Origin of the sequence: Emticicia sp. TH156, from assembly GCF_002855535.1 — a bacterium.
Lineage (GTDB): Bacteria > Bacteroidota > Bacteroidia > Cytophagales > Spirosomataceae > Emticicia > Emticicia fluvialis.
In genome coordinates this window covers 618,014-633,775 of record NZ_PKRS01000001.1, presented here as the reverse complement: position 1 = coordinate 633,775, position 15,762 = coordinate 618,014, and the positions used below count along the sequence as shown (strand labels likewise).

The 15,762-nt window shown below is 41.9% G+C and carries 14 protein-coding genes and 1 tRNA gene; 10 read left to right on the top strand and 5 right to left on the bottom strand.

Annotated features, from left to right (window positions below):
* Positions 1–28: 28 nt before the first annotated feature.
* The 6 genes from C0V77_RS02755 (at position 29) to C0V77_RS02730 (ending at position 5,856) form a co-directional block, all read left to right on the top strand.
* Positions 29–104 (top strand) — tRNA-His (locus C0V77_RS02755).
* Between the two features lie 135 nt (positions 105–239).
* Positions 240–653, top strand: a complete 414-nt coding sequence (locus C0V77_RS02750) for a hypothetical protein (RefSeq protein ID WP_143705995.1) — start codon at positions 240–242, stop codon at positions 651–653.
* Entirely contained in the window at positions 653–3,142 is a 2,490-nt protein-coding gene (locus C0V77_RS02745; protein ID WP_101724767.1) for a tetratricopeptide repeat protein, read from the top strand. The genes C0V77_RS02750 and C0V77_RS02745 overlap by 1 nt, the downstream gene beginning before the upstream one ends.
* 88 nt (positions 3,143–3,230) lie before the next feature.
* Positions 3,231–3,980, top strand: a complete 750-nt coding sequence (locus C0V77_RS02740; RefSeq protein ID WP_101724766.1) for a GNAT family N-acetyltransferase — start codon at positions 3,231–3,233, stop codon at positions 3,978–3,980.
* A 7-nt stretch (positions 3,981–3,987) separates the two neighbouring features.
* The gene (locus tag C0V77_RS02735; protein ID WP_101724765.1) at positions 3,988–4,731 is read left to right on the top strand and encodes a DUF1835 domain-containing protein; all 744 of its coding nucleotides are present in this window, start codon (positions 3,988–3,990) and stop codon (positions 4,729–4,731) included.
* Between the two features lie 87 nt (positions 4,732–4,818).
* Positions 4,819–5,856, top strand: coding sequence for an energy transducer TonB (locus C0V77_RS02730; protein WP_101724764.1), 1,038 nt, complete (start codon positions 4,819–4,821; stop codon positions 5,854–5,856).
* 59 nt (positions 5,857–5,915) lie between these two features.
* Here C0V77_RS02730 and C0V77_RS02725 read toward each other — a convergent pair whose 3' ends face one another.
* Entirely contained in the window at positions 5,916–6,896 is a 981-nt protein-coding gene (locus tag C0V77_RS02725) for an acyl-ACP desaturase (RefSeq protein WP_173830512.1), read from the bottom strand.
* A gap of 134 nt (positions 6,897–7,030) precedes the next feature.
* Between C0V77_RS02725 and C0V77_RS02720 the strand changes: the two genes are divergently transcribed.
* Positions 7,031–7,774 (top strand): 1-acyl-sn-glycerol-3-phosphate acyltransferase, encoded by a 744-nt coding sequence (locus C0V77_RS02720; protein WP_101724763.1) that lies wholly within the window; start codon positions 7,031–7,033, stop codon positions 7,772–7,774.
* Positions 7,775–7,850: 76 nt separating this feature from the next.
* On the opposite strand, the gene fabD is transcribed toward C0V77_RS02720, so the two are convergent.
* The 3 genes from fabD to C0V77_RS02705 all read right to left on the bottom strand — a co-directional run bounded on the left by fabD (position 7,851) and on the right by C0V77_RS02705 (position 11,158).
* Positions 7,851–8,744, bottom strand: coding sequence for an ACP S-malonyltransferase (fabD, locus tag C0V77_RS02715; protein ID WP_101724762.1), 894 nt, complete (start codon positions 8,742–8,744; stop codon positions 7,851–7,853).
* Positions 8,745–8,784: 40 nt separating this feature from the next.
* The gene (locus C0V77_RS02710) at positions 8,785–9,333 is read right to left on the bottom strand and encodes an SPOR domain-containing protein (RefSeq protein ID WP_143705994.1); all 549 of its coding nucleotides are present in this window, start codon (positions 9,331–9,333) and stop codon (positions 8,785–8,787) included.
* 196 nt (positions 9,334–9,529) lie between these two features.
* Complete coding sequence (locus C0V77_RS02705) at positions 9,530–11,158, bottom strand: NADP-dependent glyceraldehyde-3-phosphate dehydrogenase (RefSeq protein WP_101724760.1); 1,629 nt, start codon at positions 11,156–11,158, stop codon at positions 9,530–9,532.
* A 366-nt stretch (positions 11,159–11,524) separates the two neighbouring features.
* On the opposite strand from C0V77_RS02705, the gene C0V77_RS02700 reads away from it, so the two are divergent.
* The 3 genes from C0V77_RS02700 to C0V77_RS02690 are packed head-to-tail and all read left to right on the top strand — an operon-like array spanning position 11,525 to position 13,616.
* Positions 11,525–12,358: a 1-acyl-sn-glycerol-3-phosphate acyltransferase gene (locus tag C0V77_RS02700; protein WP_101724759.1), complete on the top strand. Its 834-nt coding sequence runs from the start codon at positions 11,525–11,527 to the stop codon at positions 12,356–12,358.
* A 38-nt stretch (positions 12,359–12,396) separates the two neighbouring features.
* A complete protein-coding gene (locus C0V77_RS02695) occupies positions 12,397–13,140 on the top strand; it encodes a 3'-5' exonuclease (protein ID WP_101724758.1) in 744 nt (247 codons plus the stop codon).
* A 14-nt stretch (positions 13,141–13,154) separates the two neighbouring features.
* Positions 13,155–13,616, top strand: a complete 462-nt coding sequence (locus C0V77_RS02690) for a protein-disulfide reductase DsbD domain-containing protein (RefSeq protein WP_101724757.1) — start codon at positions 13,155–13,157, stop codon at positions 13,614–13,616.
* Positions 13,617–13,696: 80 nt separating this feature from the next.
* On the opposite strand, the gene nagB is transcribed toward C0V77_RS02690, so the two are convergent.
* Positions 13,697–15,619, bottom strand: coding sequence for a glucosamine-6-phosphate deaminase (nagB, locus tag C0V77_RS02685; RefSeq protein WP_101724756.1), 1,923 nt, complete (start codon positions 15,617–15,619; stop codon positions 13,697–13,699).
* Positions 15,620–15,762 lie beyond the last annotated feature (143 nt).

Sequence of the window (15,762 nt, the reverse complement as noted above, 5' to 3'; positions counted from 1 at the left end):
TCTACATTTGCAATCCTTAAACAGGTATGGAGGTCTTAGCTCAGTCGGTTAGAGCGTCGGATTGTGGTTCCGAAGGTCGTGGGTTCGAGCCCCATATTCCTCCCTTCAACTCCCTTGAAACTTGGTTTCGAGGGAGTTTTTGTTTTTACGGCTTCCTCTGCTATTATAATTCTTCTGCTTTTATTTTCTGGTCTCCGTTTTTGTGCTATTTTTGGTTGATTAAAAAAGTAAAAAACCTGATGGAACCTGTTACAACTACCGCCTTTATTGCCACCATTGTAGGCTATTTAGCCAAGACCCTGAAAGAAAATAAATCCTTTCAGGACTTTACTAAGGATTTTACCGGTGCCACGATTAACTGGATAAGACCTCTTTTTTTGAAAGATGATGAAACACCCAAAGAAGCTTTAGAAAAACTGGCAGCTAATCCTGAAAGTGAACCCAGACAAAAAATGATTCAAGCCAGCTTAGAAACTGAATTGGAAGAAAATCCTGATGCAAAAGAGTATTTAGAGGAAATGTATCGAGTAATTAAAGAAAAGGAGTCTGGGGGTGAAGCAATAAGAATCATTAATAGTAAGAATGTAGTAATAGGCGATAGTTCTGTACAAGGAAATTTTATTGTTGGTGATAGTAATACGATAGGGAAATAATGGAACAAGGCCAAATCCTGGAAAATATCAAAAACTATGTAAATGGCTCAATTGATGCCAAAGGCAATGTTATTGTAGGTGATAACAACACAATTGCTGTTAACATTTACAAATTTGATGATTATAAAAAGCTAAAGGAAACCTTACAAAATAATTTAGAAAAATTAGATAAAACACAAAAAGCATATAAAGAAACGCCTATTCCCTTTTTAGCAGAATCAATTTCTTCAATTAATAAAGAGATAGAACTTATTCAAAAGGAGATAGATTTATTTGAAAAAGAAATAATTTCTTTAGCCAATGATTTAACTAAAATACCAATTAATACTGAAAGGCTAGAAAAGGCAAGAGCTTACTTTTTAGATGGAAAGCAAAGTGAAGCAAGGGCTTTTCTAGAATCAGAGAAAGAGTTCATGAGTAAGGAGCAAAACGCCTTATTAGAAAAAAAGGATAGATTAGAAAAAGAAGTAGAAGCAAATGAAAAAGCATTGTTGAATAACGCTAATGAATATTTGTTGTTAGCGCGTTTAACATCTATAGATTTTAAATTATCTGACAGAATACTATTAACAAAAGAATACTTCGAAAAATCAATAAGCGCTAATAAGAATACAGATAATTTATTTGCTTATGCCTATTTTTTGCAGGAAAACAATTTTTTTGATGAAGCAATAGAAATTTACAGCGAAGCACTAGAGATTTACAAGACACAGACTGTCACTAATCCGGAGGTGTATTTACCATCTGTGGCGATGACTTTGAATAATCTGGGGAATTTACATAGCGATAAAAATGAATTAGGGAAGGCAGAAGAGGAGTATATGGAATCGTTAGGGATTTATAGAGGATTAGCATCCATCAATCCGGAGGTGTATTTACCATCTGTGGCGATGACTTTGAATAATCTGGGGAATTTACATAGCGATAAAAATGAATTAGGGAAGGCAGAAGAGGAATATATGGAATCGTTAGGGATAAGAAGAGGATTAGCATCCATGAATCCGGAGGTGTATTTGCCATCTGTGGCGATGACTTTGAATAATCTGGCTGTTTTACATAGAGCTAAAAATGAATTAGGGAAGGCAGAAGAGGAGTATATGGAATCGTTAGGGATAAGAAGAGGATTAGCATCCATCAATCCGGAGGTGTATTTACCTGATGTGGCTGCTACGCTGAATAATCTGGGGAATTTACATAGCGATAAAAATGAATTAGGGAAGGCAGAAGAGGAGTATATGGAATCGTTAGGGATAAGAAGAGGATTAGCATCCATGAATCCGGAGGTGTATTTACCTGATGTGGCTGCTACGCTGAATAATCTGGGGAATTTACATACGGATAAAAATGAATTAGGGAAGGCAGAAGAGGAGTATATGGAATCGTTAGGGATAAGAAGAGGATTAGCATCCATCAATCCGGAGGTGTATTTACCATCTGTGGCGATGACTTTGAATAATCTGGGGAATTTACATAGGGATAAAAATGAATTAGGGAAGGCAGAAGAGGAGTATATGGAATCGTTAGGGATAAGAAGAGGATTAGCATCCATCAATCCGGAGGTGTATTTACCATCTGTGGCGATGACTTTGAATAATCTGGGGAATTTACATAGCGATAAAAATGAATTAGGGAAGGCAGAAGAGGAGTATATGGAATCGTTAGGGATAAGGAGAGGATTAGCATCCATCAATCCGGAGGTGTATTTGCCATCTGTGGCGATGACTTTGAATAATCTGGCTGTTTTACATAGAGCTAAAAATGAATTAGGGAAGGCAGAAGAGGAGTATATGGAATCGTTAGGGATAAGAAGAGGATTAGCATCCATCAATCCGGAGGTGTATTTACCTGATGTGGCTGCTACGCTGAATAATCTGGGGAATTTACATAGCGATAAAAATGAATTAGGGAAGGCAGAAGAGGAGTATATGGAATCGTTAGGGATTTATAGAGGATTAGCATCCATCAATCCGGAGGTGTATTTACCATCTGTGGCGATGACTTTGAATAATCTGGGGAATTTACATAGGGATAAAAATGAATTAGGGAAGGCAGAAGAGGAGTATATGGAATCGTTAGGGATTTATAGAGGATTAGCATCCATCAATCCGGAGGTGTATTTACCATCTGTGGCGATGACTTTGAATAATCTGGGGAATTTACATAGGGATAAAAATGAATTAGGGAAGGCCAAAGAGGAGTATTTGGAAGCTCTTCAAATAAGGCATCATTTAGCACTACAAAATCCGGGAGCCTACCAAATTTCTCTAGCTCAAACGCTTAATAACTTTGCAATTTTTTATTTATATAGTGAACCTGAAAAAGATAAATCATTAGGCTTATCATATAATGGCTTTGTAAATGCCTATCCCTACCATGAGCAAGTACCTAGGGCTTTGAATCTTTGCCAGATGTCTATTCAAATCTGGGAAGCATGGGGAGAAGATTTAATAAAGTACCTAACTGAAAATCAGAGTACTGAAACTACCTGATAAGTAAATTCATTTCTATATTCCCACAAATTTTCAATAAATTGCTACAAGAAAATATAACAAGTATGATATCTAACTCAAAAATATCATGCCATTCAAGGTTGAAAAGGTAACACTGGGTGATATTTTGCCGTATCGCCATTTGTTTCTGCAGGAAATAAACCGGCAGGTGAGATACAATGCTACTCATGAACGCCGCTGGTCAGATTCGTATCTGCTATATGCCGACGATACCGTTATCGGCTACGGCTCAGTAAATGGTCAGGAGATACCCGACCGCGACACCCTCTTTGAGTTTTATCTGCTGCCTCTGTACCAGCATCTGGCAAGTAGGGTTTTCCCATACTTATTGTCGGCTTCGGGTGTTCAATATATAGAAACCCAAAGCAATGCACTGTTACTTACCACTATGTTGTATGAGTTTGCCGTTAATATACATGCCCCTGTTATTCTGTTTGAAGACGGCCCACATACCAATCTGCCTCCACCCGCAGGGGTAACTTTTCAGACCAGACAATCATTTGAAGCCCTTTACGGCAAACAAAAAGAAAGCGACAGCGGTTATGTGCTTGAGAAAGCCGGTGAAGAAATAGGCAATGGAGATTTTTTATTGCACTATAACAAACCTTTTGCAGATTTGTATATGGAAGTAAAAGAGAGCCACCGCCAGCAAGGGCTGGGGGCGTATCTGATACAGGAACTGAAACGGGTGTGCCATGCGGCAGGTAAAATACCCGCTGCCCGCTGTAATATAGAAAATAAAGCATCGAAGGCAACTTTACTGAAAGGCGGCCTGCAAGTAGTAGGCCTAATGTTGATTGGAGAAGTGAAAAAATGAAAAAGCAATGATTTACCATGTTCTGAATGGAGACTCCCTGGCCTTGATTTTTAAAGAGACCACAATTGAGGGAGATGTTATGATTGCCCGTGAGGCACTGATTGACGGCAGCCTGGCCGGAGATAACCTGCCCGATTTCTGGCAGACCCGCGCGGATTGTCATGGTATTAGTCTGGATGAATATCAGGCCTATTCGGTTTCTGAGTTTGACCAGATAATGAATGCCCCGCACAATGCCACTTTCCATCTGTGGTTTGGGTATGACTTGTTTTGTCAGGTCAATATGTGGTTTGTTATTTCGTTAATTCATAACCAACCCAATAACAGAAAAACGTATGTGGTGTACCCGACTTTTCTGGCTGAGGCCGATATCTGGCAGGAGTTCGGCCATGCCGGGGTAGACGATTTGGAGGCAAGCCTTGCAACCCGCATCAAACTGGAGCCAGAAGATATTCAACTGGCGAAAGACCTTTGGCAGGCATATCGCAGGCATGACCTCCCGGCTTTGGCGCAATTATCGCAGTGTCAATCGGCCTGTTTTCCGTATTTGCAGCAGGTAATTCAGGCGCATATAGACCGTTTTCCGGTGGAAGGACAGCCGCCCAGGCATGAGCGCGTACTGGCTGAAATTATAGAAAACGGAGAAACCGATTTCCATAACGTGTTCAGGCTATTTACTGAGCAACAAGGTGTTTATGGCTTTGGAGACGCGCAACTGAAACCGGTTTATGATAAACTGATGGCCAGGTAAGACCCAAAACCACTCAAAAATATGTGATGCCTCATGGGGCAATGTGAGGGTTTTTATTAACTTCGTACACAAATATTGAATAGGAATATGTTTAAGACGTTGTTTTTGATTTGTGTTTCAACAGGGGCATTGGCTCAGCAATTAATGAGCAGTGTAGTGGGCGACTGGATAAAAGAAGATATCCGGTTAAAAGATGGCAGCCCTATTTTGGATAAAACTATCAATAATTTACAGTTACGTTATATTTTTAATACAGACGGCACGGTAAGGGCGGTTTATGAGGGGAGGTCTGGCGACAGGTCCTATAAGATTAAAAATGATACGCTGATTATCGGGGGTGATACTTTCTATAAAATTGAACAGCTGAGCGATATCAAACTGGTGTTGCAGCAAATTACTGCCGACTCGTCTGCCAATGCTTTGAAAATTATCTTTACCCCGGCGCATTTATATAACATTGGCTATATTCCCGAAAAGTACCGTACCCGTGGTGGCGATACCATTTATGTGCTGAAGCCCAACTACCTGGAGCCATTCTTTATGGACGCTGAGATGTCGGCGAGTGCCTATATTTCAGATAATTTTGATTTCCCGGAGTACAGGGCTGCAGATTTTTATACGCGGTTTATTATAACCAGTAAAGGCGAGGTAAAAGGCATTGAAATTTTGAGAAGTACCAGCGAAAGGTTTAATAATAAACTGATTGCTGCCATAAAAAAAACAGAGGGCAAATGGAAACCCGCCATTTGGGAAGGCAAACCCGTAAACGTAGAAGTAAAAATGGGCTTTGATATAGGTTGGTCAGAACGCGAGGCAATGAAAAATTCATCAGCAGACCCGGATGCAGCAGAGGCAGATTTGGCGGAGTCGAACGAGTTTCTGTCTGAAGGAAAATACAATCTCTCTTTAAGAAATTATAACGAGGCCATCAGAAACTTTACCTGGAGCCTTGAGAAAAACCCTTTAAACGTAGATGCGTACTATGGCAGAGCCAGCGCTTATGCAATTAAAAAAGACACCAAAAGAATGTGCGAAGACCTGCTGCAACTAAAAAACCTGCAACAAGCCAGAGGCACGCAGCTATGGGAGAAGTTCTGCACAAATAGTAGTGGCGATAAAAAATAAATCCTGCTCCTTTATGTAAAGGAACAGGATTCATCAGGTTATTGCCATGCAAATGGCTTTTAAGAAGCAATCCAGCTAAATTCGTATTCCAGATTCGGTATTTTGGTGCGCTCGGCAACGCGGCGTAATCTGGCAGGTAATGCCATCAGGTAGTCGCGGGCGCGTTCACCTGCATCATTCAGATTGGTTATGCCGGCAATTTTCCATTCATCAAGCAAAGATTCCATAATCTCAATGTAGTCTACGGTAGTATATACCCCCATGCGTTGCGCTGCATCTGAAAAATGCGAGAAAGTCTGGCCGATTTTAACACCTGTTTCTCTTAAAAAATGAGCAGGCATTACAATTTTCTTCTTCATCATATCTTCAAAGGCCAGCATCATTTCAGACGGGTCCACTTCAAAAATATTGCTGATAAAGGTTTTGTAAGCCTTGGCATGGCGCATTTCGTCAGAGGCAATCACTCCACACATTTTAGATAGCGTGTTGTTGTTATACTTCTTGGCCAGTGTGGCTGTGCGGCGGTGCGAAATATTGGTGGCCAGCTCCTGAAACGATGTGTACACAAAGTTACGGTAAGGGTCACGGCCTGTGCCTATATCAAAACCATCCGCAATCAGAAATTGCGTTGATGTTTCCATCGCACGCATATTTACACGACCCGACAAATACAGAAACTTATTGAGCAGGTCTCCGTGGCGGTTCTCTTCGGCTGTCCAGTGGCGTACCCATTTGGCCCATCCGTTGGGTTCGTTTACCTGGTCAACACCTACTACATCAATCAGCCAGGACTCATACGTGGGCAAGGCCTCTTCTGTAATGGTGTCACCAATTAATACAGCTATATAGTCGTAAGGCAATTCTCTGGCATTCTCTTGCAGAAGCTTTACTTCCTGAAAAAAATCTTCTTTTGTAGCGTCTGGGAGAAAGTCTGATGGTTGCCAATTTGTTTCGATGGGTTTCAAAAATTCTTCAACAAAAAAGTCAATTTTTTGTCCTACAAATTTCATCACCTCTAGTCTTAAATTGGATAATTCCATGATAATGTCTTTTAAAGCTCTTTTATTTTATAAAACGCCGCAAGGTACGTTTATTTTATCTGAAAACAGTAAAATATTGGCTTAATTTATGAAAAAGCCCATTTTCTGACTAGTTTTGTACAAAAAAAAACTTCATGAAAAAAGTTCTTGATTACGTACTCAGTATTATTTATTTACTCTATTTTGGACTATTATTAGTTATTTTTCATGTAGTACAGGTTGTGGCTTTTAATGTTTTCGGCAAAAAGGCGCACAAGAAGTCGGTTGATTTCTTCAATCTGATGCTTACAACCAGTTATTATATTACCGGCACTACGGTGCATTTTGAACAACAGGAAGCATATCCAACCGACCGCCCCATTGTTTTTATAGCCAATCACCAGAGTACTTTTGATATCCCGGCAATTATCTGGTTTTTAAGAAAACACCAACCCATTTTTGTTTCAAAAATAGAACTCGCAAAGGGCATACCCAGCATATCATATAACCTCAGAAAAAGCGGTGCCGCGCTCATAGACCGCAAAGATGGCAAGCAGGCGGTGTCTGAAATTCTGAAATTGAGTAAATATATCCACGAAAACAATTTTTCTGCTGTTATATTTCCGGAAGGCACCCGCTCTAAAACAGATGAAATGAAACCCTTTGCCGAAGGTGGTATATCAGCTCTTCTTAAAAGAGCGCCCAATGCATTGGTAGTGCCAATAGCCATACAGGGTACAAGAAGGTTCAACCCCACCAATGGTATGTTTCCGCTCACCTCTTTTTCAAAGCTATCATGGACAGCCCTGAAAGCCATAGAACCCAAAGGCAAAACCACCACCGAAGTTGCCGAACAAGCCAGAGAAGCCATAGCACAGGTTTTAAATGCAGGCAAGTAAAAATAATTGTATAAAACGAAGAAGAGACGCAGGCCAAGGCCCGCGTCTCTTCTTCGTTAATTGGGTTTAAGTTTCATTACAAACTGGCACCGGCAGTTTCAGCCTCGGGTGATATTTTCTTCACCAGGCCTTGCAACACTTTACCCGGGCCACATTCAATAAATTTAGTAGCGCCACCGGCTACCATATTCTGTACAGACTGCGTCCAGCGTACAGGTGCCGTTAATTGTGCAATCAGATTGGCCTTGATTGTTTCAATGTCGGTTGATGGTTGGGCATTTACGTTCTGGTAAATCGGGCAGCTTGGCGTTGAGAAAGTCGTATTTTCAATAGCCTTAGCCAGCTCTTCGCGTGCGGGTTCCATCAGTGGCGAGTGGAACGCACCGCCTACCTGCAGCACCAGTGCTCTTTTGGCTCCGGCAGCTTTCAGTTCTTCGCAGGCTATGTTGATGCCCTCGATGCTACCAGAAATAACCAGCTGGCCGGGGCAGTTATAATTGGCTGCTACCACGATGTTTCCCGGGTTGCGTGCCGATATATCAGCACATATATCTTCAACTTTTTTATCGTCCAGATTCAGAATGGCGGCCATAGTTGAGGGGTTCAGCTCGCAGGCACGTTGCATGGCTGTGGCTCTTTGGGCCACCAGTCTCAGGCCGTCTTCAAAAGACAAGGCTCCGGCAGCAACCAGTGCCGAGAACTCACCCAGCGAGTGTCCGGCTACCATATCAGGTTTAAAATCAGGAATATTTAATGCCAGAATTACCGAGTGAAGAAAGACAGCAGGTTGGGTAACATTGGTTTGTTTCAGGTCTTCATCTGTGCCCTCAAACATAATTTTGGTGATATCGAAACCCAGAATTTCATTGGCTTTGTCAAAAAGTGTTTTGGCCTGGGGAAAATTCTCGTACAGGTCTTTGCCCATTCCGCTGAACTGAGCCCCCTGCCCGGGGAAAACGTAAGCTGTCATAAATAATGAAAATGGTTTGTTGTTATATAATCAGGCTTGCCTATCGGTTTTGCTGCATGCTTTTACGTACATCTATTCTTTCAGGCACAATCATGGCTGCCGAATAGCGCTGGCGAATGGTGTTATAGTATTTTTCGGCCTCCATGCGGCTCAGAAAATCACCAGCTTTAAGCCGATACGTAGGCTGGCTGAATGAAAGATAAGTATTTAAGTCAGGAAAATTCGAATATATAAACGATTTGGCCTCGTCTACTTCTCTGCGCTCGTTGCCTACATATACCTGTATCCGGTACCCTGCCGAATAACGGATGTTCTTGTTCAGGTCTGACATGGCATCAAGAGCCTTATCTACCTGATTGTTTACATTCAGCGGAACCTCATCTTTGGTTGCAGTAGTGGGGTTGTCTCGCACGGTCTTGTTGTCGCGGCTGTCAAAATCAGGCCTTTTTTCATACTTTAGCCGCACAGAAGACAAATCTTCGTCGTAGTCACCAATTACCGAACCCTTTGAAGGTATGGAAGATCGTTTGCACGAATAAAAAACTCCCGTCAGAAGAAGACAAAATACTATTTTGGTTAAAATCTTCATAGGTTTTTTGTTATTGCTGGGGATTTCTTCTAATGAAATTTTTGTCAAAATTATAAAAATATTCTAAAACCCGGTTAAACTTATTTGGATTACAGAAGAAACGGCGTTCAAGAGATTATATTTTATCAGGGGGCTTAAGGCAAACAAAGGCAGGAAATAAAAAGAGAAGAATACCCCGCCGTAACGGGGCATTTCTTTAGAAAATATACTTGGTTGAAAGAAAATGTGAACTGTGTTCTTCCACAATTTCATTGAAAATCTTCTTGTTTTCGGGGGTTTCTTTGGTAGCTACCACGGTTCTGATTGAGAAAGCTCTCAGTGCATCTTCAACCGAAAGTGTCCCTTCTGCCGAATCCTTTCTACCTGTGAACGGGAAGGTATCCGGGCCTCTCTGGCATTGGGCGTTGATGTTAACCCGGCTTACCTGGTTCACAAGCGGGTCAATCAGATTGGCTATCTGGTCAGGGTTAGTACCAAAGATACTTACCTGCTGCCCATGCGACGAGTTGAGCAGATATTGTATAGGCTCTTCTACGTCGTCAAATGGAACAATCGGAATCAGCGGCCCGAACTGCTCTTCTGAGTACACTTTCATTTTTTCATTTACCGGATACAACACGGCCGGGTAAAAGAAAGAATGCACCGTTGTGCCACCGCCTTCGTTCATTACCTCGGCGCCGTGTGCTTTGGCATCTTCAATACACTCAGTCAGGTAGGCTGGTTTGTTAGGCTCCGGCAGCGGAGTAAGATTAACGCCGGCCTCCCATGGCATGCCGTATTTCAGCTTTTCAAGTTCTTCGGTAAATCTGTTCAGGAATTTCTTGGCAATAGAACGGTGTACCCAAATAATCTTGATGGCGGTGCAGCGTTGCCCGTTAAAAGATAACGAGCCCAGAATACACTCTTTTACTGATAGTTCAACATCAGCATTTTTCAACACAATACCAGCATTTTTGGCATCAAGCCCCAAAACTGCTCTCAGGCGGTTAAGCTTGGGGTGCATTTTTTTCAGGTCGTTGGCTACTTTACTAGACCCAATCAGGGTGAGAATATTGATTTTGCCGCTTTGCATAATAGGCGGTATCACATTGGCGCCCCGACCATATATGGTATTGACAACCCCTTTAGGGAAACACTCCTTAAAGGCCTCAAGCATGGGGTAATGCAAAAGCGTGCCATGCTTAGGTGGCTTGAAAAGAATAGTATTACCCATTAGAATGGCCGGTATCAATGTGGTATAGGTTTCGTTAAGGGGATAATTAAATGGCCCCATACAAAGTACCACACCAAAGGGCGAACGGCGGATTTGCCCGATAATACCCTGCTCAATTTTAAAGCGCGACGACGCACGGTCAATGTCTTTCAGGCAGTCAATGGTATCATATATGTATTCTACAGTACGGTCAAATTCTTTAATTGAATCAGCCAGAGACTTGCCAATCTCAAACATCAGCAGATTTACAATCTCTGTTTTCTTTTCCAGCATCTTCTTAATGAAGTTCTCCATGCACGCAATGCGCTCGCTCACACTCATGGTGGGCCATTCGCCGCGGCCGTTGTCAAAGGCTTTCAGGGCGGCATCAAGCGCCTCCATGGCTTGTGGCACATCAGTAATCGGGAAACTGCCTATGTGCTTGCTGACAAACTTGCCGTTTTCATCTTTTACATAAACCGGCGAGTAGACATCCTGCGTGGCGCCGCTCCACTGGCGCATTTCTCCTCCTACCAGGTATTCACGCTGATGCAGGGGCGGAATCTGATAAGCTTCGGGAATTTGGTCGGCACCTGGAAAAATGGCCGTGATTTTCTCTTTTAAATTGCTCATAATTGTTTCTTTGGCTTAGGACGATTCATGGAGCCGTATCTTACAGCATAAGAAAAACGCTGTTTAAACCAGCTCCGGTGGCGTTTTGTTGTAAATACGGTGCCAAATTACTTACACCTGTATGAAAACCAAAGAGAATTGAGATTTTATGAAATATTGAGCAAAAAACTACAACAAAATGTTAAACAAATACTAATTGACCCAATTGTTTGCAGATAAACGTATTTCTTCTGAATTTTGAGGGTTAAACCGCCGTATTTAGCATTGTTTTTGGTCTATTTAAGCCTTTTTTGAAATCATCAATCAAAAATTATTAGCTGAATCCGGGGGCATGGTTATTTTTGTACTACCTAAACATATCATACTTTGCTATATTACGTTTTAAGACCTTTCGTATGGTTTCTATTAAAATTTTTTACCAGGCGCATTTATATTAGTGGCCTAGAAAACATCCCTAAAACGGGTGCTGTGTTGCTGGCGTCAAATCATTCCAATTCTTTTCTTGATGCCGTATTATTATGCACGCATTTAGATCGCCGGATATGGTCGCTGGCACGGGGTGATGTGTTCAAGAAACCCCTCGCCAAAAAAGCATTAAGCAACCTTTTTATGATGCCCATGTACCGCTTATCTGAAGGTAAAGAGTATCTGGGCGAAAATGATGAAACTTTCAGAAAATGTATTGAGCTTTTCAGAGAAGGGGAAATAGTCTTGATTTTCTCAGAGGGCCTTTGCATACACCAGAAGGAGTTACTTCCTTTAAAGAAGGGTACTGGTCGCCTGGCGCAAAAAGCCTGGAACGATGGCATTGAGGTAATTATAGTGCCGGTGGGTATCAGCTATAATAATTTTGATAAATTCGGCAAAGTAGTGAATATACAGATTGGTGAACCTACTTACCGCAACGACCTGCCTCAGGATACCTCAGAAGGCTTGTTTCTGAAAGAATTTAACCGCTCTTTAACCGACAAACTGAAAGACCTGCTGAGCAGGGGGTTGCCTGCTACCGGGTTCTTTAAAAATCCGTTTTATTATATCGGGGCGCTGGTTAATTTTCCTGTCAACTGGCTAAGCCTTACGTTGTCAAGAAAAATTACCAGGGGCAGTGTGTTTTTTGACTCCATTGCATTGGGGATTTTCATTATTCTGATGCCCGTTTACTGGCTTTTACTGGCACTGTTGGTTTATTTTCTCGTCTGATTTGCCTAACTTTGTTATTAACTATTTAATCAAGGCTGATGACTGAAAATGATGTAAAGAGTCTTAAGAACATTCTTTTTATTGATATTGAAACGGTTTCTCAGGAGCCTGACTTCGATTTGCTAAATGAACCGCTCAAAAGCCTTTGGTTAAAAAAGGCCGGGTATCTGCAAAGCAAAGAAAAGGAAGTATTGCCAGACCATCTCTTCTATTTAAACCGCGCATCTATTTATTCAGAATTTGGCAAAATAATCTGCATTGGTGTAGGTGGTATTGTGTTTGATGAGAACCTTGAGCCTTCGCTTCGCGTTAAGATGATAAGCGGGGAGTCGGAAGCCGAAATACTTAAGCAGTTTAAGCGTATTGTTGAAAAACATAAGGCCGGTAAAAACCTACTGCTATGTGCGCATAACGGAAAGGAGTTCGATTTTCCATATATCTGTCGCCGGATGCTTGTAAATGGTATTTCGCTGCCGACAATATTGCAGATTTCCGGCAAAAAGCCCTGGGAAATAAAGCATATTGACACGCTGGATCTCTGGAAATTCGGAGACCATAAACACTATGTTTCATTAGAGTTGCTTATCACAATTTTTGGTATTCCGGATGGTGAAACAGAAGTAAGCGGCGACCAGATAAACGAGCTTTATTACAAAGAAAAAAATTTATTGAAGATTGCCAGATATTGTGCCGATGACGTTATTCTTTTAACCCAGCTTTATATGAAAATGAATGATTGGGCGTTAATCAATGAAAACAATATAGAAGTATTATTAAAGTAGTAATCAATAGCAACATGAGAAAAATCCTTTTTATCGTATTATTTGCTTCTTCTCTGGCAGCATCTGCCCAGATTCTTAAACCAGCCAAGTGGACGTTTACTCCGTCTAAAACTTCAGCTAAGGTAGGTGAAACCATTGATCTGGTTTTTACAGCTAAAATTGATGACAACTGGTATATGTATTCGTCTGAACTGAAAGTAGAAGGCCCACTGCCCACCACTGCCAATTTTACCAAAAATGATACTTACGCATTAGTAGGCAAGCTGGTGCCAGTAAAACCAAAAGAAAAGTATGACGATATATGGGGGGGCAAAGTACATTACTTTGAGCATGAAGCCAAATTTATTCAGAAAGTGAAAATCACGAAGGCGAATCCGGTAATTGAAGGCAAAATAGAAAGCCAGACCTGCACCAACAAAGATGGTAAGTGCATACCCGGCAAAGATAAATTCAAGTTTGAGGTAAAAACTATTTAAGGGTTTGTTGAACATACAGCAACAAAAAAGCGGTCTGAGTTATCAGACCGCTTTTTTGTTTATAGAACTGGTTGAATTTATCAGAACTTCCAACGTACAAAAGCTTCCATAGCCTCATATTCTGCCAGGCCAAGCTTGTTATACAAACCTGCAGTACCTCTGTTACGCTCTTCAGCACGTTGCCAGAACTCGCGCGCATCGCTTCCCTGAAACACCACGCCGTCTTTCTGAGACTGGTGCTTAAAGATACCCATACGTTTCTGCAACACCTGGTCTGGCGACATAGGTACGGCCATTTCAATTTCGTGGATATCCCACTCTGCCCATGCACCACGATACAGCCACAGCCAGCAGTCTTTCATAAAGTTTTTATGCTTAATGCTTTCAATGGCAGCAAAGATAGCATCCAGACAAACTTTGTGTGTGCCATGTGGGTCGGCCAGATCGCCGGCGGCATATATCTGATGCGGTTTAATTTCTTCTATCAAATCGGCCACCACCTTTACATCGTCCGGCCCTAATGGTTTTTTCTCTATACGGCCGGTTTCATAGAAAGGCATATCAAGAAAATGAACGTTTTCTTCAGGTATACCTACAAATCGGCAGGTAGCTTTGGCTTCTCCGCGGCGAATCAGCCCTTTTACGTATCTTACAGCCGGGCTGTCGATATCGCTGCCTTTTTTGTTTTTCAAAAACTCTTTGGCGTCACTGAAAAGAGCCCGGGTCTCTTTGTTTTCGATACCGAATTTGTGGTTGAAATCTACCACGAAATCAATGAAACGAATGGCTTCATCATCTGCTACCGCAATGTTGCCCGATGTCTGATACCCCACGTGAACATCGTGCCCCTGGTCAACCAGACGTTGGAAAGTACCACCCATTGAAATAATATCGTCATCCGGGTGAGGGCTGAAAATAATTACACGTTTTTTTGCAGGCAATGCTCTTTCTGGGCGGTTGGTATCGTCGGCATTAGGTTTGCCACCCGGCCAGCCGGAAATAGTATGTTGTAATTGATTGAAGACGTCAATGTTAATCTCATAAGCCTGCCCGTGACGCGCCAACAGGTCGCTCAAACCGTTGTCGTTATAGTCTTTATTGGTTAGCTTCAGGATAGGCTTGCTCAAAGAAAGTGAAAGCGTAGTAACCGCCTTTTTTACCATTTTGCTGGTCCACTCCACATCTTCAACCAACCAAGGGGTTTTCATGCGGGTAAGGTCAGAAGCCGCTCTTTCGTCAATGACAAAAAGCGTGTTGGCATGCGTTTGTAAATATGAAGCCGGAACCGACTCCGTTACGCGTCCTTCTACCGCCTCGGCAATTACCGGAGCTTTTCTTTCGCCCCATGCCAGCAAAACTACTCTTTTGGCATTTAGTATTTTTGAAACACCCAGCGTAATGGCTTTTTTAGGAACATTCACCAGACTGCCACCGAAGTCAGAAGCTGCCGCTACGCGTGTAGAGTGGTCAAGCATCATCAGGCGGGTCCTTGAATTAACCAGCGAGCCAGGCTCGTTGAAACCAATATGTCCATTGGCGCCAATACCCAGCAACTGAAAGTCAAGGCCGCCCATGGCATCTATTTTTCTTTCATACTCTTCGCAGAATTCTTTTATCCTGTTGGCAGGAATGGTGCCATCCGGAATAAAATAGTTTTCCTTTGGCATATCTACCCTGTCAAAAAGCTGCTCCTTCATAAACAAAACATAACTTTGCAGCGAGTCAGGCTCCATTGGGTAATACTCATCAAGGTTGAAAGAAACCACGTTTTTAAAACTGAGGCCTTCTTCATTGTGCATACGTACCAGCTCTGCGTAAACTGATTTGGGCGATGAACCCGTAGCCAGGCCGAGTACACATGGTTTCCCTTGTTTTTGTTTTTCGCGAATCAAATCAGCAATTTCCTGAGCAACTGCTTTGGAGGCATCTTTTGAGTCTTTAAAAATCTTGGTAGGAATCTTCTCGTAAGCAATAGGTTCATTCGTTATAATCTGCTGTTCCATTATAATGTAGTTTTGTTATTAGAGGCAATAGCATGTAGTAAGATTCGGCAAATTTAAGGCTTTTCTTATTACCAAAGTATTTTTTTGTTGTTCAAAAAAACTAATTTTTAAATTTTTTTAAAAATGTAACACACACACTTAAT

Coding starts and splice junctions, on each gene's coding strand:
- C0V77_RS02750 (WP_143705995.1), top strand. CDS start 240: ATGGAACCTGTTACAACTACCGCCTTTATTGCCACCATTGTAGGCTAT.
- C0V77_RS02745 (WP_101724767.1), top strand. CDS start 653: ATGGAACAAGGCCAAATCCTGGAAAATATCAAAAACTATGTAAATGGC.
- C0V77_RS02740 (WP_101724766.1), top strand. CDS start 3,231: ATGCCATTCAAGGTTGAAAAGGTAACACTGGGTGATATTTTGCCGTAT.
- C0V77_RS02735 (WP_101724765.1), top strand. CDS start 3,988: ATGATTTACCATGTTCTGAATGGAGACTCCCTGGCCTTGATTTTTAAA.
- C0V77_RS02730 (WP_101724764.1), top strand. CDS start 4,819: ATGTTTAAGACGTTGTTTTTGATTTGTGTTTCAACAGGGGCATTGGCT.
- C0V77_RS02725 (WP_173830512.1), bottom strand. CDS start 6,896: ATGGAATTATCCAATTTAAGACTAGAGGTGATGAAATTTGTAGGACAA.
- C0V77_RS02720 (WP_101724763.1), top strand. CDS start 7,031: ATGAAAAAAGTTCTTGATTACGTACTCAGTATTATTTATTTACTCTAT.
- fabD (WP_101724762.1), bottom strand. CDS start 8,744: ATGACAGCTTACGTTTTCCCCGGGCAGGGGGCTCAGTTCAGCGGAATG.
- C0V77_RS02710 (WP_143705994.1), bottom strand. CDS start 9,333: ATGAAGATTTTAACCAAAATAGTATTTTGTCTTCTTCTGACGGGAGTT.
- C0V77_RS02705 (WP_101724760.1), bottom strand. CDS start 11,158: ATGAGCAATTTAAAAGAGAAAATCACGGCCATTTTTCCAGGTGCCGAC.
- C0V77_RS02695 (WP_101724758.1), top strand. CDS start 12,397: ATGACTGAAAATGATGTAAAGAGTCTTAAGAACATTCTTTTTATTGAT.
- C0V77_RS02690 (WP_101724757.1), top strand. CDS start 13,155: ATGAGAAAAATCCTTTTTATCGTATTATTTGCTTCTTCTCTGGCAGCA.
- nagB (WP_101724756.1), bottom strand. CDS start 15,619: ATGGAACAGCAGATTATAACGAATGAACCTATTGCTTACGAGAAGATT.